A 23,499-nucleotide genomic window follows, 5' to 3' on the forward strand; every position below is an offset into this window, starting at 1 on the left:
AGGGTGCCGCGCGGGGCCGCGACCGCGCACCGCCGCGCGGGGCGGCTGTGGAGACCGCTCCGCGCTAGCGCCGCACGAGCGATGCCGGGTTGAGCCGCGCGAGCAGCGGCCGCAGCCGCCCCTCCCCCTCATCGCGGCGCTCGAGCACCGCATCGCTCAGCGCCCACGCGGCGTCGACCTCGGGCTCGCTCGGCGGCCTCGGTGCGAACACCGCGCGGTCCACGCGGTGCGCGAGCTCGCGCATCCGGTCGTCGTCCCCCGCTTGCTCGAGCCGTGTGCCGCCCTCGGGCGCCGCATCGCCGCGATCGCGGAGTCCGTCGACGACCTCCGCCCACGCGCCCTCGGCGCGATCGCGCGGCTCGTCGGCGCGGCGGCGGCGCCGTCGGCGCACGACCTTCGCGACCACGAGCCCGACGGGCAGCGCGGCGACGAGCGCGAGGAGCCCGAGCACGGCGGCCGCGGCGCCGAGCGCGGCGAGCAGCCGCGAGGCGCCGTCCTCGCTCCGCTCGGGCGCGTTCGGCGCGGCGGGGTCGGCGCCCTGCCGCTGCCCGCCCGGCGCGGGCGCGGGCGCCTGCTGGGCGGGCGGCTGCTCGACGATCGCCGGCGCGCCCTGCTCCTGCTCGGGGATCGGCCGCGGGGCGGGCGAGACGTCGATGGCGACCCAGCCGGCCGGCGTGCGCACCTCCATCCACGCATCCGCGTCGGCGCCGACGACGGGCGTCGGCTGCCCGGGCTGCACGGCATCGGGCGTGAAGCCCACGACGACGCGCGCGTCGAAGCCGAGCTGGCGCGCGAGGAGCATCGCCGCGGTCGAGTACTGCTCGGCATCGCCGATCATCGGCTCGGTGAAGAGCTCCGCGAGCCGCTCGAGGGAGTGGCCCGGCCGCGATGGCGCCTCGTCCTCGAGCACGCCGTGGCTGATGTAACCGCTCGCGCGCATGCCCTCGACCATCGCGTGCAGGCGCGCACCCGGGGTCTCGGCGTCGCCCGTCCACGCGGCGAGCGCGGTGAGCATCTCCTCCGGCAGCTCGATCGCGGCGCGCGCGGGATCGGCAGGGACGAGCTCGGCCACCTGCTCGGGCGGCACGACCGGGGCACCCTGCTCGACCTGCATCTGGAAGCCGTCGCCCGGTCGCAGCCCGGCCTCGACGATGAGCGTGCGCAGGTCGCGATCGCGGTGGAGCGTCGAGCCGAGCCGCTCGGCGCGCTCGCCGACGAAGCGCACGCCCGTGGGCACGCCGACGGTCGGCAGCCAGGGCGTCGAGAGCTCGCCGACCGTGATGCCGACGAGCCGGCCGCTGCCCTCCTCGGCGCTCGCGACGCGCTCGAAGCCGGCGCGCTCGACGGAGAGCACCTCGCCGTCGTAGCCGTCGAGGGCGGCGATGCGGATGCGGTCCCCCGGCACGAGGCCCGTGGCGGTGAGCTGGCGGGCACCGCGCCGATCCTCGGCCCAGAACGAGCGGTAGGCGGCCATCGGCGATGCCCCGGGCAGCTCGACGGACGACGTGCTCCCGCCGCGCAGCACGACGCGCTCGGGCAGCTCCACGAGCGCGCCCGCCGTGCCCGCCGCGAGCGCGGCGACGAGCGCGACCGCGACGCCCGCGCCGACGCGCCGAGCGAGCGACGAGAGCGCGCGCGGCGCGCGGCTGCGGCGCCGCGCTTGCCGCACGACGGTGATGTACGCCCCGATCGGCACGAGCGCGATCATGCCGAGCAGCCACGGGACGGGCATCGCGAGCGGTCCCCAGAGGATCGCCCACACGCCGATCACCGCGGGCACGAGCGCGGCCGACTCGGCCGAGCGCGAGCGCAGCGCGATCCACACGCCGATGAGGGTGCCGAAGAGCACGAGCAGCACGGGCGCCATGAGGAGGGCGTCGCTCGTGCCGACGGGGAGCCCGATCGTCAGCAGGCGGCGCCACGAGAGCACCGTCGCCGCCGCGGCGTCGATGAGCCCCTCGCCCCACTCGCCTCGCCCGATGCGCTGCGGGGCGGTGAGCGGCACGGCGAGCACGGCGAGCGCGACGAGCGCGACGAGCAGCATCGACAGCGATCCCCAGCGGCGCACCGCGCCGAGGACGCCGATGCCGGCGCCGACGAGCAGCGCGACCGAGACCGCGACGACGAGCTGCAGGGTGCCGAAGATCCACCACATCGGCACGCACGCGGCCGCGATCGCGAGCATGAGCAGGCCGACGCTCGGCGCGCGGCGGATCATGCTCGCCCCGCGTCGCCGATGCCGCGCGAGAGATCCTCGATCGCGCCGACGGTCGCGACGTCGGCGTCGCCGAGCCGCGCCCGCGTCGGCACCGCGCCGACCGCCGCGCGCACGACGACCGAGACGACGCCCTCGGGCATGCCGTTCGCGGCGGTGCGGAGCTCGCGCGGCGGCACGGTCGACCCGGTCACGAGCCACGCGACGCTGCCGCGCGCGGTGCTGCGCGACGCGCGCGCCGCGGCGGCGATGCCGACGCCGCCGCGCGGCTCGAGCACCGCGAGCGCGTCGAGCAGCCGGTCGCGCGTCGCGGCGTCGATCGGCCGCACGGCGCTCCGCTCGGCGCGCGGGCTCTCGACGACGCGGAGCGAGCGGCGGTCGGCGATCGCGGCGAGGCCGAGGGTGCCGACGATCGAGAGCGCGAGCTCGAAGTCGTCGCCGTCGTACTCGCGCGGGTCCGTCGAGAGCACGATGAGCGTGTCGGCGCGGCGCGAGGGCTCGAACTGCCGCACGAGCAGCGAGCCGTGGCGCGCGCTCGAGCGCCAGTGCACGAGCCGTCGGTCGTCGCCCGGCGCGTACTCGCGCAGGCTGTGGAACGACACGTCGTCGGCGGTGCGCTCGGCGGCGGCCTCGCCCTCAAGGTCGCGCACGATGCCGCCCGCGCCGCCCGGCAGCCGCACGACGCGCGGGTGCACGACGAGCGTGCGCGTCTCGGTGAGCCGGTGGCGGCGCTCGAGCACGCCGAAGGGGTCGGTGCGCATGATCGTCGCGGGCCCGATCGTGCGCAGCCCGCGGCGGCTCGTGTCGAGCGGCACCGAGCGCAGCACCTTGCCGCCGACGCCGAGCGAGGGGATCTCGAGCACAGCCTCCTCGTCGCCGATGTCGAGGTCGATCTGGCGCGGCGTCGCGGCGCGGGTCGGGCGCGACACCTCGACGAGCGCGAGCGCGTCGGCGCCGACCGGCACGCGCTCGGCGCTCAAGCCGATGCGGGCGCGCGCCCAGCGCTCGCCGACGATCCACGGGATCGCGCCGACGAGCAGCGTCGCCGCCGCGACGGCGGAGACGAGCGCCTCCGCCCAGCCGAGCGAGCGCGCGAGGAAGACGCCGAGCGCGACGACCGCGAGCAGCGCCCAGCCCCACGGGGTGATGGCGCGCAGGGCGGCGTCGAGCCAGCGCATCGTCAGCGCCTGGGCGGCGCCACGGTGAGCATGAGCTGCTGCACGATGCTCTCGGGCCGGACGTCGTCGAACTCCGCCTCCGGCTGCAGCACGAGGCGGTGCGCGAGCGCCGGCACGGCGAGCGCCTTGACGTCGTCGGGGGTCACGTAGTCGCGGCCGTGGATCGCCGCCCACGCGCGCGCCGTCCGCATGAGCGCGAGCGCGCCGCGCACCGAGACGCCCAGGCGCACCTCGTCGGCCTCGCGCGTCGCGTCGACGAGCCGCGCGACGTAGTCGACGATCGACGCCTCGACGTGGACGCCGCGCACCTGGCGCGCGAGCGCCTGCACGAGGTGCACGTCGGCGACGGGCTCGATCTCCTCGGGCGAGAGCTCGTCGCCCGAGTCGGCGAGGATCCGCAGGGTCGACGCGTGGTCGGGGTAGCCGATCGACGCCTTGAGCGCGAAGCGGTCGAGCTGCGCCTCCGGCAGCTGGTAGGTGCCGGCGTGCTCGACCGGGTTCTGCGTCGCGATGACCATGAACGGCTGCGGCACGGCGTGCGCGGTCCCGTCGACCGTGACCTGCCCCTCCTGCATCACCTCGAGCAGCGCCGACTGCGTCTTCGGGCTCGCGCGGTTGATCTCGTCGGCGAGCACGACGTTGGCGAACACGGGGCCGCGCCGGTACTCGAACTCCCCCGAGCGCTGGTTCCACACGCTCACGCCCGTGATGTCGCCCGGCAGCAGGTCGGGGGTGAACTGGATGCGGTTCGACGTCCCCGAGATCGCCGTCGCGAGCGCGCGGGCGAGCGACGTCTTGCCGGTGCCGGGGTTGTCCTCGATCAGCAGGTGCCCGTTGCTCAGCATCGCGGTGAGCGAGAGCTGCACGACGTGCGGCTTGCCGACGAGCACGCGCTCGACCTGCTCGACGACGCGCTCGGCGAGCTCCTGGATGGTCGAGACGTCGACGCCCGCGTCGACCGCGCTCGCGTCCGTCCTCGCGTCCAACACCGTGGGCTCCTCCCTGTCGGTCACAGCCCGCATCCCGCCTCGGTCGGCGACGGATCCCTGTGGGGCCCGGACTCCGGATAGGTTACTTGGCCCCACGCGCGCACTCGCGTCGCCCCCGCGGGCACCGGCTCGCTCGCAGGGACCCGATCGTCCTCGTCCATCCAGACGCCCCGCACCATGTACACCGCGAAGACCTCGTCCTGCGCGAGCGGCGACGCGTTGCCCTCGACGCTCGCCTCGAGCGGCACGAGCGGGCGGCAGGCCTCGATCGTCGCGCTCAGCCGCAGCGGCACGACCTGGCCGACGGTCGTCGCCGCGGAGCACACGCCCTGGGTCGCGCCCGGCGCGCACGCGCGCACGTCGACGCCGACCTGCTCGCCGTACTGGAACGCGGCGCTCGAGGGCGTGAGCCACGTGCCCGCTTGCGCCCGCTGCCACGGGCCGCCCGCGACGCGCGCCTCGAGCCACGTGCCGCTCGCGAGCGTCGGTGCCCGCTCGAGCCTCGCGTCGAGGGCGTCCTCGCGCACCTCGGTGGCGACGGCGACGGCGGATGCGTCGACGGGCGCGGGCGTGCCGAAGACGGGATCCGAGACGGAGACCGAGCAGTGCCAGCCGTTGTCGGCGGTGACGGCGACGACCGAGCGGGACCCGGCCGCGACCGGGAGCGTCGCCGAGAGGGCCGTGGAGCCGGCGGGGCTGCCGCCGCCCGCGCTCGAGCACGAGGGCCGCTCCCCGACGGGCACGACGCGAGCGGCGTAGCGCACGGCGGCCGCGCCCGCGGGGTCGACCGCCGCCCACCGCACGGTGACGCTCCCGCCGTCGTGGCCCGTCACGAGCACGGGCGTCGTGCCCGGCAGGCCGACGGCCGTGAACGGCACCGGCGCTGCTGGCCAGCGCCAGGCGGTGTCGGGCACGCCCGCGCGGTTCGCGGCCGCCACCTCGATCGAGTACGCGCGGCCGGGCGTGAGCCCCGAGATGACGCTCTGCCGCTCGGCGGGGCCGACGCGCACGAGCTGGTCGAGTCCCGATCCCGAGACGCGCACGAGGTACGCCTCGATGGGGGTGCCGCCCGGCGGCTGCGGCACGCCCTGCCAGACGACTCGCACCGAGCCCGGTGCGCTCGCGGGCGTCGCCTGGACGCCCGGCACGACCGCGGGCAGCCGATCGGCGTGCACGGGCTCCGACGGGTCGGAGGGGAGGCTGTCGCCGAGCGCGTTCGTCGCGATCGCCTGCAGCCGCAGGTCGACGCCCGCCGGGAGGCCCTCGAGGCGGCAGCGGGGCGTCGGTCCGCACGCGACGTCGACGCCGCTGCCGACGATGCGGTAGCCCGTGATGGGGCTGCCGTTGCTCGCGGGCGGGTCGATCGCCATCGTCACGACCCCGTCGACGTGCTCGTCGAACGCCTGCACGGGCGGCGCGGGCGCATCCGGCACGTCCTGCACCGTCACCGCGATGGGGCTCCACACGCCGCGCTCCGGCACGCCCGCGGCGTCGAGCACGAGCACCTGCACGATCGTCGTGCCGATCGCCGCGGTCGCCGAGGCCGAGACGCGCACCGTCGAGCCGTCGACGACCGCGGTGATGCCGCGCTCCTCGGCGCCCGTGACGCGCAGGCCGCCGATCCGCAGCGGCGTCGAGGGGAACGGGTTCGACGCCTCGTCGTTCACGAGCGGCTGCACCTCGGCGCTCGAGCGGCGCTGCACCGTGACGGCGTCGGGCTCGGGCGCGACGAGCGGCGCGGTCGTGGAGATGACGGCGAGCGAGACGGTGCCGGGCACGCCCTCGCCCGCGGCGTCGCGCACGCCGATGCGGAGGTCGGCGCGCGTGCCGCGGTCGGTGCGGTCGAGCGCTCGCACCGTGAGGGTCGAGCCGTCGATCACGGCTTGGAAGCCCGCGGGCACGTCGTCGAGGATCGACCACGAGGCGCTCGCGATCCGGGCGGGATCCGGCGCGCGCGTGATGCGGGCGAGGTCGATCGAGCGCTCGGTGCCGGGCTCGAGCTGCACGAAGGAGCCGAGCACCGTGAGCGGCACGCGATCGCCCGGCAGCACCTCGATCGGCAGCACGATCGTGCCGACCCTGCCGTCGGGGTCGGTGGGGCTCTCACCGTCGGTGACCTCGAACGTGATGCTCGCCGGGCCGAAGTAGCCAGGCTGGGGCACGAACCGCAGCGTCTTCTCGTCGATCACGGGGTTCGAGCCGTCGGTCGGCGCGGCGCGCACGGCGCTCGCGTCGGTGAGCATCGCGCCGTCGCCGTCCACCGTGTCGACGACGTCGTCGATCGCGATCTCGAGCGTCTCCCCCGCGCGCGCCTCGAGCGGCGCGACGCCGGGCTTGAGCTGCGGGAGCGCGTCGTCCCGCCCGGGCACCGCGATGACGGCCGTCGCGCTCGCGCCCTCGGCGTCGTCGCGCTCGACCGTGAACGGCACGAAGCGCGTGCGGTCGGCGATCGCGATCTCGATCGAGCCGTCGTCGCGCAGCGCCACGCCCTCGGCGGGCAGCGGGAGGCTCGCGCGCAGCGCGTCGGCGCGGCCGTCGCGCACCGTCGCCTGCGCGAGCGGGTCGATGCGCACCGCCTGGGCCGAGGCGATCGATTGGATGGGCACCTGCACGTCGGTGACGTCGGGCGCGGGCGGCGGCGCGTCCGGGTCGACGTCGATGCGCAGCCAGCTCGCCGCGGCGGTGCCGGCGGAGTTCTCGACCGTGACGACGATGCCGATGTCGGATGCGTCGGGCGCGGCCGAGACGAGCACGGCGCCGTCGCGGATCGACGCGGTCGCGCCCGGGGAGGCGGTCTCGACGTCGACGATCTCGAGCGGGAGCCCCGCGGGGTCGCGGTCGTTGTCGAGCACGGGCACGACGAGCGTGGAGTCGGGGCGCATCGCGGCCGAGTCGGCGCCGAGGACGGGCGGCAACGCGGGCCCCGGCTCGACGACGATGACCCGCACGACGCCCTCCCCGGTCGCGCCGAGGTCGTCGGTGACGCGGTAGCGGAACTCGTCGGTGCCGCGCGAGTAGTCCCCCGCCTGGTAGCGCAGGGTCGAGCGCCCGAGCTGCGTGACGAAGCCGAGCGTCGGCGCGGTCGAGGGGCCGAGCAGCTGCACGGGATCGCCGTTCGGGTCGGCGTTCGAGAGCGGCAGCGCGAGGTCGACGGTCGCGCCGGCGACGACCCGCGCCTCGATCGGCGGCGCGGCGGGCGCCGCGTTCGTCGTGCGCGCCGCCTCGGCGACCTGCATCGTGATGCCGGCCGTCGACGACTGGCCGTCCGGTCCGCGCACGGCGTAGTCGGCCGTGAAGGTGCCGGGCTCGTCGGGGGCGACGAACCGCATCCGGTCGCCGTCGACGAACAGCAGGCCGGCCTCGGGCGGCGCGACGATCGCGGGATCGAGCTCGAGCGGGAGCCCGTCGGGCTGCTCGTCGTTGACGAGCACCGGGATCTCGACGAGCCCGCCGGGGCGCACGGTCACCTCGTCGTCGCGAGCGATGGGCGCCTGCAGCGCGGCCGAGCCGCTCGCGGAGACGCGCAGCTCGCCCTCGGCGCTCTGCACGCCGTTCGTGACGGTGTAGCGCACGGTCGCCTCGCCGACGAGCTCGTCGGTGAGCGCGAGCCGCAGCTGCTCGGCGTCGACGAGCTCCGCGCGCACAGCGGTGTCGTCGCTCGCGACCGCGGTGAGCGCGACCACACCGCCCGAGGGGTCGAGCGCGAGGTCGTCGACGTCGAGCTCGACGGTGCCGGCCGCCGGGAGTGCCGCGCGCGCGGGCAGCGTGGTGGGCGGGCTCGACGCGTCGGCCGCCTCGAGCACCCGCACGACGACGCGCCCCTCCTGCGTCGCGGTGCCGTCGGTGACGACGTAGGAGAAGCGCATGAGGCCCGCGTCGGTCGGGCGCACGAGGATCGTGCCGTCGGCGAAGCTCGGCTCGACCGGGTAGTTCGGCGCGACGACGTTGTGGAGGCTCAGCTCGCCCGCGCCGCCCTGCGCGGCGAGGAGGGGCTCGAGCACGAGCTGCTGGCCGACGCGCGTGACGGCGGTGACGGGCTGCGCCGAGATCGGCACGGCGCCGGCGTGCACGGTCAGCACGATCTCCTCGGTCGCCTCCGCCTGGCCGTCGGTGACCGTCACGAGCACCCGGCGCTCGGTGCCCGAGCCGCCGTCGGTGAACTCGAGCCGCCCGTCGGCGCGCACGCTCACGCGGTCGGGGGCGGCTGCCTCGGCGCGGACGACCGCGAGCGCGTCGCCCTCGGGATCGACCCAGCCGTCGAGCGCGTCGAGGGCGATCGTCGAGCCCGCCTCGAGCGTCGCGCGCACGGGTCGCTCGAGCACGGGCGGCTCGTTGCCCTCCCGCAGCGTCACCGTCGCGACCGCGCGATCGCTCTCGGCGCCGTCCGAGATGCGGTAGTCGACGCGCGTCACGCCCGCCGCGGGCGCCTCGAAGCGGATGCCGCGCCCGTCGGGGGTGATGGTGGCGGATGCGTCGTCCCGGTCGAGCGCGACGTCGGTGATGAGGATGGGGTCGCCGTTCGCATCGCTGTCGTTGAGCAGCACCGGCAGCACCGTCACCGCGCCTGCGCGCGCCCCGAGCTCGTCGTCCACCGCGACGGGCGGCTCGGGCGCGGCCTCGACGGTCTCCTCGACGGCCTCGCCGTCGACCGGCGCCTCGGGTGCGGGCTCGTCGTCCTCGAGCTGCCAGCCCGTGATGCGGCGCCCGTCGCGGTCGATCGCCCACGCGTCGCCCGAACCGACGTCCGTCACCGCGGTCGCGCTCCCGCGCTGCAGGATCCGCAGGCTCGCGTCGAGCGGCACGCCCTGCAGCGCGAGGACGACGGGCTCCTCGCCCTCGCACGATCGCCAGCCGGTGCCGCCCTGCCACGCCGCGAAGGCGCATCCGTCGCCCACGACCGGCCTCGCGGGCTCGCCGCTCGCGCCCGAGGCGAGCGTCGTCGCGGCGGGCACGCCGAGCTGCTGGCGCACGAGCGCGGAGTCGGTCGCGTAGAGCACGGCGGATGCGGCTGGCCCCGGTTCCTGGAGCCGCACGCCCGTCTCGTCGACGGAGCGCTGCCACGAGCTCGTCGAGAGCACGCCGGAGCCCGCGTCGTAGAGCACCCACTCGTCGCCGAGCGCGGTGAGCTGCAGGTCGGGCGCGGCGGGCGAGACGGGGGCGCGCTCGCTCGCGACCGTCTCGCCCTCGTCGTCGACGCGCAGCACGCGGCCGAGGCCCGGGGAGGCGGCGAGCAGGCTCTCCTCGCCGAGCACGGCGACGCCGCCGCGGCCGAGCGCGACGACCGGCTCGTCGAGGGGCGTGCCCTCGGCGATCGCACCCGTCGTCGTGCGCCACACGTCGCCCGTCGCGGGCGAGGTGATGACGACGCGGTCGTCGCGCGCGGCGACGACCGCGCCCGCGACGATCGGCACGGCGGGGCCGGCCTGCGCCGCGCCCTCGCGCACGACGCGCACGGTCGACGCGCTGCGGTCGACGACGACGGTGCCCGACGGCGTCTGCAGCACCTCGTCGACCCCGCCGACCTGCACCGTGCGCTCGATCGTGCTGTTGGCGGTGTTCGCGAGGCCGATCGCGCCGGCGCTCGCGTTCGCGATCCACACGCTCGAGCCGTCGAGCTCGGGCTCGAGCGCCTGGTAGCCCGGCGCGAGCACGGCGCCCGCGACGATCCCGGCGGTGAGCAGCCCGCCGAGGACGAGGCCGGCCCGCGCCTTCACGCCGGCTCCGTCATCGTCGCGCCCTCACGGCAGCGGCTCCCCGCACGCCTCGCTCGGCTCGCCCGTCGACCCGTCGCGGTTCACGGCGACCCAGATGCAGAGCCGCTCGCCCGCGGCGCCCGTGAGCGTGAACTCGCGGCCGCCCTGGATGACGGCATCGCCCGTCGAGGTGCGCACGTGGTACGTGTCGGTGTCGACGAGGCCGGGGTCCTCCCACGCGAACGCGACCCGGCCCTGCTCGGGGCTCACCGCGATGTCCTGCACGATCGGGATCTGCGACGAGACGCTCGAGAGCGCGAACGCCGCGACGGTGATGATGCCGAGCACGACGGCGCTCGCGGCGGCGATGCCGAGCCCGATCACGAAGCGCTTGGGCTTCGGCGGCTGGCGTCGGCCGGTCGACTGCGAGATGTCGACGCGGCTGCCCGTGATGCCGGGAGCGCGACGCGAGCGTCGCTGCCGCAGCCGCAGCGCATCCGAGTCCTCCTCGACGTCATCGTCGACGATCGGCTCGGCGGCCCACGCGTCGACCTCGACCTCGATCGGCGTCACCTCGAAGCCGAGCTCGCGCTGCACGCGCTGCAGCTCGCCCAGCAGCTCCTCGACGCTCGCGTGGCGGTCGCCCGGCCGGGCGGCGAGCGCCTTGTCGAGCACGGGTCGGAGCGCCGCGGGGATCGCGCGCGAGGGCAGCAGGTCGTGGGCGATGATGCGCTCCGAGAGCGCGGCGTGGTCGTTGGCGCGGCCGGGCTGCTCGGCGGGGCTGCGGCCGGCGATGAGCGAGAAGAGGGTCGCGGCGAGCGACCACACCTCGGTCGCGATCGTGCCGCCCGTCTCGCCGCGCAGCACCTCGGGCGCCGCCCACGGCACCGAGACGCCCGCGGCCTCGCTCGCGTCGTGCTGGAGGCCGGCGATGCCGAAGTCGCTCAGCACGGGGTGCCCGAACGAGGTCGTGAGGATGTTCGCGGGCTTGATGTCGCGGTGCAGCACCCCCGCGCGATGCGCGGTCTCGACCGCGGCCCCGATGCGGATCGCGACCCGCAGCGCGGCCTCGGGCGCGAGCGGCTCGGTGCGGAACCGCTCGCCGAGCTCGGGGTTCGCGAGCTCCATCACGAGGTAGGGGCGGCCGTCGCTCGCGACCGAGGCGCCGTAGACGGTGAGGATGCTCGGGTGCGACGAGAGTCGCCCCATGAGGTTGACCTCGGTGCGGAAGGAGCGGCGCACGTCCTCGTCGACGAGCTCCGCGAGGAGCACCTTGACCGCGACGGGTCGCCGAGGCAGCGCTTGCTCGTAGAGGAAGACGTCGGCGTACCCGCCCGTGCCGAGCACGTGGAGGTGCGAGTAGCCGGGCAGCACCGGCGGCGCGGAGGGGAGCCGCCTGGCCATCAGGACCGCCGCGGCTCCTCGTCGCGGAGCGTCGTGCGCGGCACGGTCCGGTCGACGTCGTCGACGCTCGGCGCGCGCGTCACGTCGATGACGATCACCGAGACGTTGTCGCGCCCGCCCGAGTCGAGGGCGGCGGCGACGAGGGCCTGGGCGGCGGCCGCCGGGTCGTCGTGCTCCCACAGCAAGCGCTCGATGTCGACGTCGTGCACTTCCTTCGTGAGGCCGTCGGAGCACACCAGGAGGCGGAGCTGCGGCATGATCGGCAGCAGGAAGTAGTCGGGCACGGGGTCGATGCCGGCGCCGACGCCGCGAGTGACGACGTTCGCCTCGGGGTGCGTCTCGGCCTCCTCCTCGGTGAGCAGGCCCGCGTCGATGAGCTCCTGCACGACGGAGTGGTCGACCGTGATGCGCGTGAGGCGCTCGCCGAGCATCGCGTAGGTGCGCGAGTCGCCGACGTTGAAGACCGCGAAGTGCGGCGCGCCCTCGTGCAGCGCGAACGCGCAGCCGGTGACGGTCGTGCCCGCGGAGCCCTCGCCGACGCCGAGGAGCTCGATCTCGTCGGTCGCGCGGCGGAGCGCGTCGACGACATCGATCGGCTCGACGGCCGCGAGCTCGTGCAGGTCGGCGAGCCGCTCGACGACCGCCTTGCTCGCGAGGTCGCCGTGCGAGTGGCCGCCCATCCCGTCGGCGACCGCGAAGACCGGCGGCTGCGTGATGAGCGAGTCCTCGTTGTGCTGGCGGCGGAAGCCGGTGTCGGTCATGCCTGCCCAGCGCACCGCGAACTGCTGGGCCTCCGGGCCCTGTGTCGCGTGCTCGCCGCTCGCCGCTCCGATGTGGGTCACGTCCTCCAGTCTCCCACGCCGCGCGCCCGCTCCTCGCACCCGGCGCTCAGCGGCTCGGGGCCCGGTGCCGTCACAAGCGGCCCTTGAGGATGCGGTTCCAGTAGATCTGCGGGAGCGCGTGCCGGTCGAGCGCGTACCAGAGCGGGCTCGAGCGGATCTGGCCGCGCGCCGGCAGGGGCAGCGAGTGGCGCGGGCGCAGCTCGCGGTCGTACTCCCCGAACGAGAGGCTCCGCCGCGACGTGGCGATCGGCGCGACGGTGTAGCCGTCGTAGCGCTCGAGCGGCTCGCCGGCTCGCGAGCGGCGGATGTTCTCGACCGCGATCTTCACCTGCTCGCGGAGGGCGCCGCCCGTGCGGGCGTCGCCGAGGTCGCCCGCGTCGCCGACGACCCACACGCGCGGATGCGTCGGGTGGCGGAGCGTCTCGGGGTCGACGGCGGCGAACCCTCCGGTGCCGTCGGCGTCGAGGCCCGACTCCCGGATGACCTCCGGCGCGCGGTAGGGCGGGTGGAGGTGGACGAGGTCGGCCCGCTCGGGGATCGTGCCGCGCGGCCCCGCGAGGTCGACCTCGTCACCGCGCAGCGCGACGACGTGGGTGGAGGGCCGCGCCTCGATGCCGTAGCGGTCGAGGTGGCGGCGGATCTCGGCCGCGATCGCGTCGACGGGGTGCAGGCGGTCGCCGTCGTGCACGAGGATGACCTCGATCGCGTCGAGCACGCCGTTCGCGCGCCACGTGTCGCACGCGATGAAGAGCGGCTTGAGGGCGGTCTCCCGCCCCGAGACGGGCTGCCCACGCAGCTCGAAGATCGCGCGGCCGGAGGTGAAGCCCGCGATGCGCTCGCGAGTGCGGGCGAGCTCGGTGTCGACGTAGGTCGTGACGGCGAGGCCGCTCGCGAGCGCCTCCGTCGCGCCGGGCAGCAGGCTCCAGTCGATGACCGCGCCGGTCGCGACGATGAGGTCGCGGCCGCGGACGACGGAGCCGTCGGCGCAGCGCACCTCGCGCCGCTCGGGGTCGATCGCGACCGCCGCGGTGCGAAGCCACTCGACGCCATCGGGGATGAGCGACGCCTGGGGCCTCGACAGCTCGTCGTCGCTCGCGAGGCCCGTGCCGACGTAGTTCTGCAGCGGCTTGTAGACGTGCCGCTCGGAGGGCTCGATGAGCCCGACGTCGGGGCATCCCCGGCGACGCAGGTGGGCCGCTGCCGAGAGACCGCCGTTGCCCCCGCCGACCACCAGCACGTCGTGCACTCGCTCTGCCGCCATGGCCAGACGCTACTCCTCGGTCGCTGGGCGTGCGCCGACCTCGGTGCCGGTCCCGAGCACCCAGTCCGGCGCCCCCTTCGCGTCGACGATGTCGCGCAGCAGCGGGGCCATGGTGAGCGCGGGGTCGATCGCCATCGCGAGCTCCGCGCACCGCCCCGCGGATCGGCCACGGCCGAGGAAGAAGTGCAGGAAGCCGACGATGACGAGCAGCGGTGCGCGCAGCTCGAGCGGGGTCGACTCGGCGATCGCCGTCCATCGGCGCAGCCGGTCGCGGAGCCGCTCGGCGTCGGGCGCCGGCCCCACGCCGAGGAAGCGATTGGCGGCCGCCTCGGTCGCGGCGTCGCCCTCGATGGCGTCGAGCGTGCGCTCGGCGGCGGCCCTGCCGTCGATCGCGAGCTCGATCGCGAGGTCGCGCTGCGCGGGGCTCGCCACGAGCGCGATCGCGAGCGCCACCGCCTTCGCCGGGTCGACGCCGAGCACGCCCGGCCCATCGTCGAGCCGATCGGCGAGCGAGACGGCGAGCTCGAGCGCCGCGATCGGGTCGTCGCGCGCCGCGGCGACGTCGCCGCCCTGCAGCTCGCCGAGCCACGCGGCGACCTCGAGCGCCGCGGCGCTCCCCCGGCCCTCCGGCACGGCAGGGATGGGCGGCGGCTCGGGCACGCCGGGCGCGGGATCGTCGAGCAGCTCGAGCTCCGCGAGCGGGCCGCGCGCGCCACCGGGCGACGCGTAGTCGCCCCACGCGTCAGGCGCGAGCGCGAGCAGCTCGAGCACGCGCATGCCGCTCCGCTCGAGCCGGCGGGCGACGCGGACGAGGTCGTCGGCGTGCGGGAGCGGGCCCGCACCGAGCGGTTGCTCGAGGCACGCGACGAGCACGACGGCCTCGGCCCCGCGAGCCCCGCGGCGGACCGCCTGGGCGATCGGCGAGGCCGAGCGGCGATCGGGCAGGTCGAGCGCCATCGGCATGCCGGATCGGCCGCGCGAGAAGGGCAGCGCGACGAGCGACGGCGCCTCGATGCGCCCGACGAGGCGAGGCAGCATGCGCAGGAGCGACTGCGGCGTTCGGATCTTGACGGTCTCCATGCGCGCAGGGTGCGGCATCGCGCGGGTCGACGGGGCGGCTCCGACGTGCGCCTGTGGAGAGGCGTCCGATCGCGGCCTTGCCGCATACCCCCAGGGGGTATATGTTGCTGGCATGAGCACGACAAGTCGAGACGGACGCGGGGCCGAGCACGAGCCCTCGCCGCTCGCGCACGACCACCGGCAGCACGAGCACCACGCTGAGCACGGGCAGCACGCGCAGCACCACCCGGATCACGCGGCCCATGGGGATCACGAAGCGGGCGCGGATCACGGAGGCCACGCCGGCCACGGCGGGCACGGCGACCACGTCGCCCTGTACCGCCGCCTCTTCTGGTGGATGCTCGCGCTCGCGATCCCCACGGTGCTGCTGAGCGGCATGTTCGCGTCGATCGTCGGGTACGAGCTGCCCGACGCGCCGTGGCTGCGCTGGGTCTCCCCCGTGCTCGGCACGGCCATGTTCCTGGTCGGCGGTCGCCCGTTCCTCACCGGCGCCGTCGGCGAGCTCCGCAGCCGCCGGCCCGGCATGATGCTCCTCATCGCGCTCGCCATCACGACCGCGTTCGTCGCCTCCTGGGCGGCGTCGCTCGGCTTCGCCGACCACCACCTCGACTTCTGGTGGGAGCTCGCGCTGCTCGTCGTCATCATGCTGCTCGGCCACTGGCTCGAGATGCGCTCGCTCGCCCAGACCTCCTCGGCGCTCGACTCGCTCGCGGCGCTCCTCCCCGACGAGGCGGAGCGGGAGACGCCGGCCGGCGTCGAGCGCGTCTCGCCCGCGGCGCTGCGCGTTGGCGACGTCGTGGTCGTGCGCCCCGGCGCCCGAGTGCCGGCCGACGGCGCGATCGTCGAGGGCAGCGCGAGCTTCGACGAGTCGATGATCACCGGCGAGTCGCGCGCCGTCGCGCGCGGCGCGGGCGAGCGCGTCGTCGCGGGCACGGTCGCGACCGACTCCGGTGTGCGCCTGCGGGTCGACGCGGTCGGCGATGCGACGGCGCTCGCGGGCATCCGCCGGCTCGTCGCCGACGCGCAGGCGTCGACCTCGAGGGCGCAGCGGCTCGCCGACCGCGCGGCGGGCTGGCTCTTCTGGTTCGCGCTCGGCGCCGCCGCCGTCACCGCGGTCGCGTGGACCGCGCTCGGCGCCCCCGACGACGCGATCGTCCGCACCGTGACGGTGCTCGTCATCGCGTGCCCGCACGCCCTCGGCCTCGCGATCCCGCTCGTCGTCTCGATCGCGACCGAGCGCGCGGCCCGCGGCGGCGTGCTCGTCGCCGACCGGCTCGCGCTCGAGTCGATGCGCCGCGTCGACGTCGTGCTCTTCGACAAGACCGGCACCCTCACGGCGGGCGAGCCGACCGTGCTCGACGTGCTCGCCGTCGACGGCGACGCCGATCGCGTGCTCGCGCTCGCCGCGGCGGCGGAGCGCTCGAGCGAGCACCCGCTCGCCCGAGCGATCGTGCGCGCGGCCGAGCGCGCCGCGCTCGCCGTGCCCGACGCATCCGGCTTCTCCTCCTCCCCCGCGGTCGGCGTCACCGCCGTCGTCGACGGCGCGCGCGTGCGCGTCGGCGGACCGCACCTGCTCACTGAAGAGGGGCTCCCCGAGCTCCGCGCCGTCGAGGGATGGCGTGCCGAGGGCGCGATCATCCTGCACGTCGTGGTCGACGGCGAGGTGGTCGGGGCGCTGCGGCTCGCGGACGAGATCCGGCCCGAGTCGCGCGAGGCGGTGGATGCGCTCCACCGGCTCGGCATCGAGGTCGCGATGGTCACGGGCGACGCCGAGGCGGTCGCGCGGTCGGTCGCCCGCGAGCTCGGCATCGACCGGGTCGCCGCGGGCGTGCGCCCCGAGCACAAGGAGCGCGAGGTCGCGCGGCTGCAGGAGGAGGGGCGCACGATCGCGTTCGTCGGCGACGGCGTCAACGACGCGCCCGCGCTCGCTCGCGCCGACGTGGGCCTCGCGATCGGCGCCGGCACCGACGTCGCGATCGCCTCCGCCGACGTCGTGCTCGCGAGCTCCGACCCGCGGAGCGTGCTCTCGGTCGTCGAGCTCTCGCGCGAGAGCGCGCGGAAGATGGTGCAGAACCTGTGGTGGGCGGCGGGCTACAACCTGCTCTCGGTGCCGCTCGCAGCCGGCGTGCTCGCACCGGTCGGCTTCGTGCTGCCGATGTCGGTCGGCGCGCTGCTCATGTCGCTCTCGACGATCGTCGTCGCGCTCAACGCACAGCTGCTCCGCCGCCTCGACCTCGATCCGGCCGCGAGCGCCGCGCGGGTGCGCGCCGCTCGCCCCTCGGCGCCCGCTCGGCCGGAGGTCGATACCGTGTCGGCATGATGCGCACCCGACCGCCGCTGCAGGGATCGTTCGGAGCCGTCGCCTCGACGCACTGGCTCGCCTCCTCGAGCGGCATGTCGGTGCTCGAGCGGGGCGGCAACGCGGCCGATGCCGCCGCGACGGCGGGCTTCGTGCTGCACGTCGTCGAGCCGCACCTCAACGGCCCCGGCGGCGACCTGCCAGCGATCGTGCGCGTGCCGGGCGAGGCGCCGCGCGTGCTCGCCGGCCAGGGCCCCACCCCCGCGGCGGCGACGATCGAGCGGATGCGCGAGGAGGGCATCGAGCACATCCCCGGCACCGGGCTCCTCGCGGCCGTCGTGCCTGGCGCGGTGCCCGCGTGGCTCACGCTCCTGCGCGATCACGGCACGTGGTCGCCCGCCGAGGTGCTCGAGTACGCGATCCAGCTCGCCGACCGCGGCCACCGCGTGCTCCCGCGCGTCGCCCGCACGATCGCGGGCCGCACCGAGTTCTTCCGCGAGCACTGGCCCGCCTCGGCCGAGCTGTGGGCCGAGCCGACGCCCGAGCCGTGGGACGCCATCCGCAATCCCGTGCTCGCGAGCACCTACCGCCGGCTCGCCGACGCGGGCCGAGGGCTCTCCCGGGAGGCCGCGTGCGACGCCGCGATCGCGGCGTGGAGCGAGGGCTTCGTCGCCGAGGCGATCGACCGGCACTCGCGACACGCGGCGATGGACTCCTCCGGCGCCGCGCACGCGGGGCTCCTCACCGGCGACGACCTCGCCGCGTGGCGCCCGTCGTGGGAGCCGACGACGTCGATGCCGTGGCGCGGCACGACGGTGCACAAGGCCGGCGCGTGGTCGCAGGGCCCCGCGATGCTCGAGGCGCTCGGCATCGTCGAGCCGCTCCTGCCCGAGCGGGCGGATGCCTTCACCGCCGACATCGTGCACGTCGCGGCCGAGGCGATGAAGCTCGCGCTCGCCGATCGCGACGCGTGGTTCGGCGACGGCGCCGACCTCGACGGGCTGCTCGATCCCGCCTACCTCGCCGAGCGCCGAGCCCTCATCGGCGACCGGGCCTCGCTCGAGCTGCGGCCCGGAGCGCTCCGCGGCGAGCCGCGCCTCGCGGCCGTGCGCGTCGCCGAGGAGGTGCCTCGCACGCCCCGCTCGGGCACGGGCGAGCCCACGCGCGGCGACACGTGCCACATCGACGTCGTCGACAGGGACGGCATGGTCATCTCGGCGACCCCGTCGGGCGGCTGGCTGCAGTCGAGCCCGACGATCGCCGAGCTCGGCTTCTGCCTCGGCACGCGCGCCCAGATGCTCTGGCTCGAGGAGGGCCTGCCCACGAGCCTCGCCCCGCGCATCCGCCCCCGCACGACCCTCTCCCCCACGATGCTCGTCGACGACGACGGCGCGGTCGCCGCGCTCGGCACGCCGGGCGGCGACCAGCAGGATCAGTGGCAGTTCGCGATGCTGCTCGGCATGCGCGTGCTCGGCCTCGACCCGCAAGCGGCGATCGATGCGCCCTCGTGGCACCTGACGCACCTGGTCTCGTCGTTCGAGCCGCGCGTGTGGGAGCCGGGCGGCCTGCACGTCGAGTCACGGCTCGGCGAGGCGGTCATCGACGACCTGCGCTCGCGCGGGCACGCGGTGACGGATGCGGGGCCCTGGTCGCTCGGTCGCCTCTCGTTCGCGTCGCACGAGCCGGACGGCACGATCCGCGCCGCCTCGAACGCGCGCGACGAGCAGGGCTACGCCGCGCTGCGCTGAGCGCTAGGCGAAGATCTCGGAGATCGCCTCGACCGTCGCGGCGTCGAGCCGGACCTCGCCGGCCGCCGCGTTCTGCGCGACCTGCTCGGGCTTCGTGGCGCCGGCGATGACGCTCGTGACGGCCTGCTGCGCGAGCAGCCACTGGAAGGTCACCTCGAGCATCGAGCGACCGGTGCCGCGCACGACCTCCTCGTAGCGCTCGAGGCGGGCCCAGTCGGCCTGCTCGAGCAGCTGGGGCTTGAGGCGCGTGAGGCGCGCGTCGGCGGGCGACGACTCCTGCGAGTACTTGCCCGTCAGGAGTCCGTTGGCGAGCGGGAAGTAGGGCAGGAAGCCGAGGCCGGCCTCGAGCACCGCGGGCAGCACGTCGCGCTCGACACCGCGCTCGACGAGCGAGTACTCGTCCTGCGCCGTCGAGAAGCCGTTGGGGGTCTCGACCGCGGCCGCCTCGCGGATCTGCTCGGCCGAGAGGTTGGAGTGGCCGTAGGCGCGGATCTTGCCCTCGGCGACGAGCTCGTCGAGCGCCTCGACCGTCTGCTCGATCGGCGTCACCGGGTCGGGCGTGTGCAGCTGGTAGAGGTCGATGTGCTCGACCTGCAGGCGGCGCAGCGATGCCTCGACGGCCTTGCGGATGTAGCCGCGCGCGCCCTTCGCGCCCCACTCCTCGGTGCCCTCGATCGCGAAGTCCTGGTGGCCCCACTTCGTCGCGAGCACGATCTTGTCGCGCGCGGCGCTGCCCGCCTTCGAGAGGGCGACGCCCATGAGCGACTCGGAGGTCGTGGCCGGGTTGCCGTAGATGTCGGCGGTGTCGAAGAGCGTAATGCCGTGGTCGATCGCGGCGTGGATGACGGCGTCGGTGCCCGCTTGGTCCTCGGTGCGGGTGCCCTTGCGGCCGAAGTTGTTGCAGCCGAGCCCGATGGGCGAGACCTCGATGCCGGAGTTGCCGAGAGTGCGCGTCATGCGCTCAAGCCTAGATCGCGCGCTCGGGCGATCCTGCACGGCTACCGAGCGGGCTTCGCCTTCCGCGCACCGGAGGCCTTCCGCGGCTTCGGCACCTGCGTGGCCGCGATCGTCTGCACCGTCTCGTGCAGCCAGTCGACGTCGTCGAGCCGATCGACCTCGACGATCCCGTAGGGCTTCGAGCCCGGGTACGCCTCGCCGCGCGCGAGCGGCTCGGTGAGCTCGGCCGCTTCCGGCACGAGCTTGAGCAGCAGCGTGTCGTCGCACACGAAGGCGAAGATGCGGTCGTCGCAGTAGAGGGCATGCTCGCCGAACATCGGCTGCAGGCGGATCGGCAGCGGGTCGAGGGCGGCGAGGATGCGCTCGAGCGTCTCTGGCCGGTTCGGCATGCGTCGATCATGGCACCAGCACGGCCGTCGCGTCAGAGCGGCTGCAGCACTCCGGAGCGCTCGATGACCTCGAGGGCGAGCGTCTTGTAGCCCTCCTCGTCGAAGAGCACGGTGATGCGGTCGCCGTCGTCGCTCACGACGCCGCCCTCGCCCCACGACTCGTGCCGCACGCGCTGGCCCACGGCCCAGTCCCCCGCCGTGTCGGACGACGCATCCGCCGACTCGCGCGCCTCCTCGATGCGCTCGGCCGAGCCCGAGCGGCACGTGTCGCACGCGCCGCACAGCTCGGGCAGCTCCTCGCCGAAGTAGCCGAGCAGGAACCGCCGCCGGCAGCCGCCCGTCTCGGCGTAGCCGCGCATCATCTCGACGCGCGAGCGGTCGACGCGGCGCCGCGCCTCGGCGATGCGAGCCGCCTCCTCGACCGCGGGCTTGACCGTGCCCTCCCGCCACACGAGGTCGCCGTCGTCGGTCGTCTCGACCGCCCCCGCTTGCTCGAGGAGGTTGACCGCCGAGGTGAGCCGGCTCGCGCCGACGTCGAGCCGCTCGCGCAGCCGCTCGGGCGGGACGGGCTGCTTCGCGCGCCGGACGCGCGAGGCGACCGCCGAGAGCATGTCGACATCGGCTCCGCCGCCCGTCCGGAAGCGGTGGACTCCGAAGTCCTCCTGCCGGTGGAAGAGCGCCGCGAGCGCGGGCTCGCCGTCGCGGCCGCCGCGGCCGATCTCCTGGTAGTACGAGTCGAGCGAGTCGGGCGGCGCGGCGTGCAGCACGAAGCGCACGTCGGCCTTGTCGATGCCCATGCCGAAGGCCGACGTCGCCGCCACGACCTCGGCGCTGCCGTCGCTGAAGGCGTCGTGCACGCGCTCGCGCTCGGCGCGCGACATCCCGGCGTGGTACGCCTCGGCGCGCACGCCGGCCTCGGCGAGCGCCTCCGCGTAGCGCTCGGCGTCCTTGCGCGTCGCGACGTAGATGAGCCCTGGCTTCGCCTCGGCGATCGCTCGCTCGACGATCGCGTCGCGCTTGGCGTCGTCGTCGCTGTGCCGCTGCACCTCGAGGAAGATGTTCGGGCGGTCGAAGCCGCGCACGACCTCGCGCGGGTCGCGCATGCGCAGCCGCTCGACGATCTCCTCGCGCACGGGCGGCGCGGCGGTCGCGGTGAGCGCGACGGTCGTCGGGTGCCCGAGCGCCTCGACGACGTGGCCGAGCCGGAGGTACTCGGGCCGGAAGTCATGGCCCCACGCCGAGACGCAGTGCGCCTCGTCGACGACGAGCAGTGACGGCCGCAGTTCGCGCAGCCGCTCGAGCACCTCGTCGCGCGCGAGCTGCTCGGGGGCGAGGAAGACGAACTCGGCGTCGCCCGCCTCGAGCTCCTCCCACGCCTCGCGATTCTCGCCGACGCGCTGCGAGGAGTTGACCGCGACCGCCGGATCGGCGCCCAGCTCCTCGAGCTGCTCGACCTGGTCGCGCTGCAGCGCGATGAGCGGCGAGACGACGACCGTGAGCCCGTCGAGGAGCTTCGCGGCGAGCTGGTAGATCGCCGACTTCCCGTGCCCCGTCGGCATCACGGCGAGCACGTCGTGCCCCTCGACCGCCGCTTCGACCGCTTCGCGCTGCCCGGGACGGAGCTCCTCCCAGCCGTACTCTCGGGCGGCGGCGAGGATGCGGTCGCCCACGCTCCCCCGGTCGGTACCGGCGGCTTGATCGGCGCGCGAGGAGCGGGGAGGCATGCGGTGATGCTAGATCGCGCGGCTGACCGCGCTCCTCAGCGTCAGAACGGCGGCGGCTCGGCGTCGGGCGCGGGCGACGGCCCCGGCGGACCGCGCCGCGGCAGCGGCTCGCCCCATCGCGCTCGCGGCGGCGGCAGCGCGGGCTCGAGCTCGTCGAACGTCGGCCCGACCGGTCGCGGCTCGTCGACGATCACCTCGCCGAGCGGGCTCGTCCACTCGACGACGCCGTGGTCGAGCTGCCGCATGCTCCAGCGCGAGGCGTGCTTGAGCATGTGGTCGCTGCGGCACAGCGCCGCGAGGTTGTCGATCGAGGTCGGGCCGCCCTGCGCCCACGCGATCGTGTGGTCGAGGTCGGCGCGACGCCCGCTGCACGCGCAGCCCGGCGCGCGGCACCCGCCGTCGCGAGCGCGGAGCCAGCGGACCTGCTCGGCGCTCGGCCGCCGCGAGTCGACCGTGACGGCGACGCCCGAGACCGGGTCGGTGAAGAGCCGCTCCCACACCGCGGCGCCGAGCGCGAGCCGCCTCGCGGTCTCGGGGTCGACGAGCACCCGGCCGTCGAGCGCCGCGGGGAACCGCAGCGCGGTCGGGTCGAGTGCCGGGTTGTCGTCGGGGCCGCCGGCGGCGACGAGCGTCGTCGCCGGGACGAGCACCGAGACGTGCGCCGTGAGGTTGTCGAGCCCGTGCACGCCGTCGGGCACGACGCCGCCCATGACCACCTCGCACAGCGCGTCGGCGCAGAACTGGTCGAACGTGCGCGGATCGTCCTTCGGCTTGCTCCGAGCGGCCTGCGAGAGCCGGTCGAGCATCGCCATGCCGCGCACGACCGGCACGCGCGCGATGAGGTCGCCCATGCCGTCGCCGACGTCGACGAACCGGACGCCGCGCTGCTCCCTCGCCGTGTCGTGGCGCTGCTGCAGCGGCTCGGTGAGCGCCGAGTCGACGATGCGCTTCGAGCGATCGCGCAGCCGGCCGGGCGAGGTGGTCTCGGCGAGCGCGACGAGCTGCCGCTCGACCCGACGCCGGTCGTCCTCGGGGGTGTCGCCGCTCGCGCGGAGGCCGCGCGTCTCGTCCTCGATCACGCGCAGGTGGGCGAGCGACATGCGGCCGGCGGCCGCGGACTCGTGGGCGACGGGCAGCTCGGTGACGGTGTGCCACGCGGCCTGCATGCGGGTCTCGACGCTCCGCCGCGAAAGGTGCAGGGCGACAGCGGCGATCGACGCGAGCTCGCGCACGGCCATCGCGGTGTCGCCCGGGCCGTCGAGGGCCCGTTGGACGTGCCGCGCCATGAGCGCTCGCCGCTCGCCCTCGATGCGAGCCGAGCGCAGCTCGATCGTGCGCATGCGGTGCGCGAACTCGTCGTCGTCGGCGAGGCGCGCGAGCTCCGGCGGCAGCGGCTCGTCGATGTGCGACAGCTCCCACGCGAGCATCGCGACGAGCTTGCCGCTGCGCACGAGCCCGAACGAGGCGCGCATCACGCGGAAGCCGCGGGCCTCCGCGTCGAGGTCCCTCAGCTCGAGCGCGAGCTCCTCGGCCGAGCGCCCGAGCGGATCGAGCACGACACCGGCCCGGATGAGAGCGATCACCGCGCGCGCATCGACGCCGGCGGCGGCGAGCGCGGCGGCATTGAAGACGCCCTCCTCGTGCTCCCTGCCCTCGTGCATGCGCGCATCCCATCACGGGCCACTGACATCGCCGCGCGCCTGTGGAGAACTCCTCCGGT

At 75.6% G+C, this 23,499-nt stretch carries 14 protein-coding genes; 2 read left to right on the forward strand and 12 right to left on the reverse strand.

Translation table 11 applies throughout. The annotated features are described in order from the left end of the window. Positions 1-64 precede the first annotated feature (64 nt). The 8 genes from JQT67_RS12530 to JQT67_RS12565 all read right to left on the reverse strand — a co-directional run bounded on the left by JQT67_RS12530 (position 65) and on the right by JQT67_RS12565 (position 14,662). Positions 65-2,218 carry a transglutaminase family protein gene (locus JQT67_RS12530; RefSeq protein ID WP_208065098.1) on the reverse strand — a complete coding sequence of 718 codons (2,154 nt, stop codon included), beginning with the start codon at positions 2,216-2,218 and terminating at the stop codon, positions 65-67. Beyond that, positions 2,215-3,393 carry a DUF58 domain-containing protein gene (locus JQT67_RS12535; protein WP_208065099.1) on the reverse strand — a complete coding sequence of 393 codons (1,179 nt, stop codon included), beginning with the start codon at positions 3,391-3,393 and terminating at the stop codon, positions 2,215-2,217. The genes JQT67_RS12530 and JQT67_RS12535 overlap by 4 nt, the downstream gene beginning before the upstream one ends. Positions 3,394-3,395: 2 nt before the next feature. Then, on the reverse strand, positions 3,396-4,382 hold the full coding sequence (locus JQT67_RS12540) for an AAA family ATPase (RefSeq protein ID WP_374222137.1): 987 nt from the start codon (positions 4,380-4,382) through the stop codon (positions 3,396-3,398). 20 nt (positions 4,383-4,402) lie between these two features. After that, on the reverse strand, positions 4,403-10,096 hold the full coding sequence (locus JQT67_RS12545; RefSeq protein ID WP_208065101.1) for an Ig-like domain-containing protein: 5,694 nt from the start codon (positions 10,094-10,096) through the stop codon (positions 4,403-4,405). A gap of 24 nt (positions 10,097-10,120) precedes the next feature. Beyond that, a complete protein-coding gene (locus JQT67_RS12550) occupies positions 10,121-11,479 on the reverse strand; it encodes a serine/threonine-protein kinase (RefSeq protein WP_208065102.1) in 1,359 nt (452 codons plus the stop codon). Beyond that, the gene (locus tag JQT67_RS12555; protein ID WP_021011171.1) at positions 11,479-12,321 is read right to left on the reverse strand and encodes a PP2C family serine/threonine-protein phosphatase; all 843 of its coding nucleotides are present in this window, start codon (positions 12,319-12,321) and stop codon (positions 11,479-11,481) included. Before JQT67_RS12555 ends, JQT67_RS12550 begins: the two co-directional genes overlap by 1 nt. Before the next feature lie 70 nt (positions 12,322-12,391). Further along, positions 12,392-13,582 (reverse strand): FAD/NAD(P)-binding oxidoreductase, encoded by a 1,191-nt coding sequence (locus JQT67_RS12560; protein ID WP_208065103.1) that lies wholly within the window; start codon positions 13,580-13,582, stop codon positions 12,392-12,394. A 9-nt stretch (positions 13,583-13,591) separates the two neighbouring features. Further along, positions 13,592-14,662 (reverse strand): DUF4192 family protein, encoded by a 1,071-nt coding sequence (locus JQT67_RS12565; protein WP_208065104.1) that lies wholly within the window; start codon positions 14,660-14,662, stop codon positions 13,592-13,594. A 112-nt stretch (positions 14,663-14,774) separates the two neighbouring features. Between JQT67_RS12565 and JQT67_RS12570 the strand changes: the two genes are divergently transcribed. Next, positions 14,775-16,982, forward strand: coding sequence for a heavy metal translocating P-type ATPase (locus JQT67_RS12570; RefSeq protein WP_208065105.1), 2,208 nt, complete (start codon positions 14,775-14,777; stop codon positions 16,980-16,982). After that, positions 16,979-18,709: a gamma-glutamyltransferase family protein gene (locus JQT67_RS12575; protein WP_208065106.1), complete on the forward strand. Its 1,731-nt coding sequence runs from the start codon at positions 16,979-16,981 to the stop codon at positions 18,707-18,709. Before JQT67_RS12570 ends, JQT67_RS12575 begins: the two co-directional genes overlap by 4 nt. A 3-nt stretch (positions 18,710-18,712) precedes the next feature. Here JQT67_RS12575 and JQT67_RS12580 read toward each other — a convergent pair whose 3' ends face one another. Genes JQT67_RS12580 through JQT67_RS12595 form a run of 4 tightly spaced genes read right to left on the reverse strand, consistent with a single transcriptional unit; the run spans position 18,713 to position 23,440 of the window. Continuing rightward, positions 18,713-19,666, reverse strand: a complete 954-nt coding sequence (locus tag JQT67_RS12580) for an aldo/keto reductase (protein WP_208065107.1) — start codon at positions 19,664-19,666, stop codon at positions 18,713-18,715. Between the two features lie 41 nt (positions 19,667-19,707). Beyond that, entirely contained in the window at positions 19,708-20,055 is a 348-nt protein-coding gene (locus tag JQT67_RS12585; RefSeq protein ID WP_208065108.1) for a TfoX/Sxy family protein, read from the reverse strand. Positions 20,056-20,087: 32 nt separating this feature from the next. After that, positions 20,088-21,779 carry an ATP-dependent DNA helicase RecQ gene (locus JQT67_RS12590; protein WP_208065109.1) on the reverse strand — a complete coding sequence of 564 codons (1,692 nt, stop codon included), beginning with the start codon at positions 21,777-21,779 and terminating at the stop codon, positions 20,088-20,090. Between the two features lie 41 nt (positions 21,780-21,820). Beyond that, positions 21,821-23,440 (reverse strand): HNH endonuclease signature motif containing protein, encoded by a 1,620-nt coding sequence (locus tag JQT67_RS12595; protein ID WP_208065110.1) that lies wholly within the window; start codon positions 23,438-23,440, stop codon positions 21,821-21,823. Between the last annotated feature and the right edge of the window lie 59 nt (positions 23,441-23,499).

Source organism: Agrococcus sp. TF02-05, assembly GCF_017565345.1.
GTDB lineage: Bacteria > Actinomycetota > Actinomycetes > Actinomycetales > Microbacteriaceae > Agrococcus > Agrococcus pavilionensis.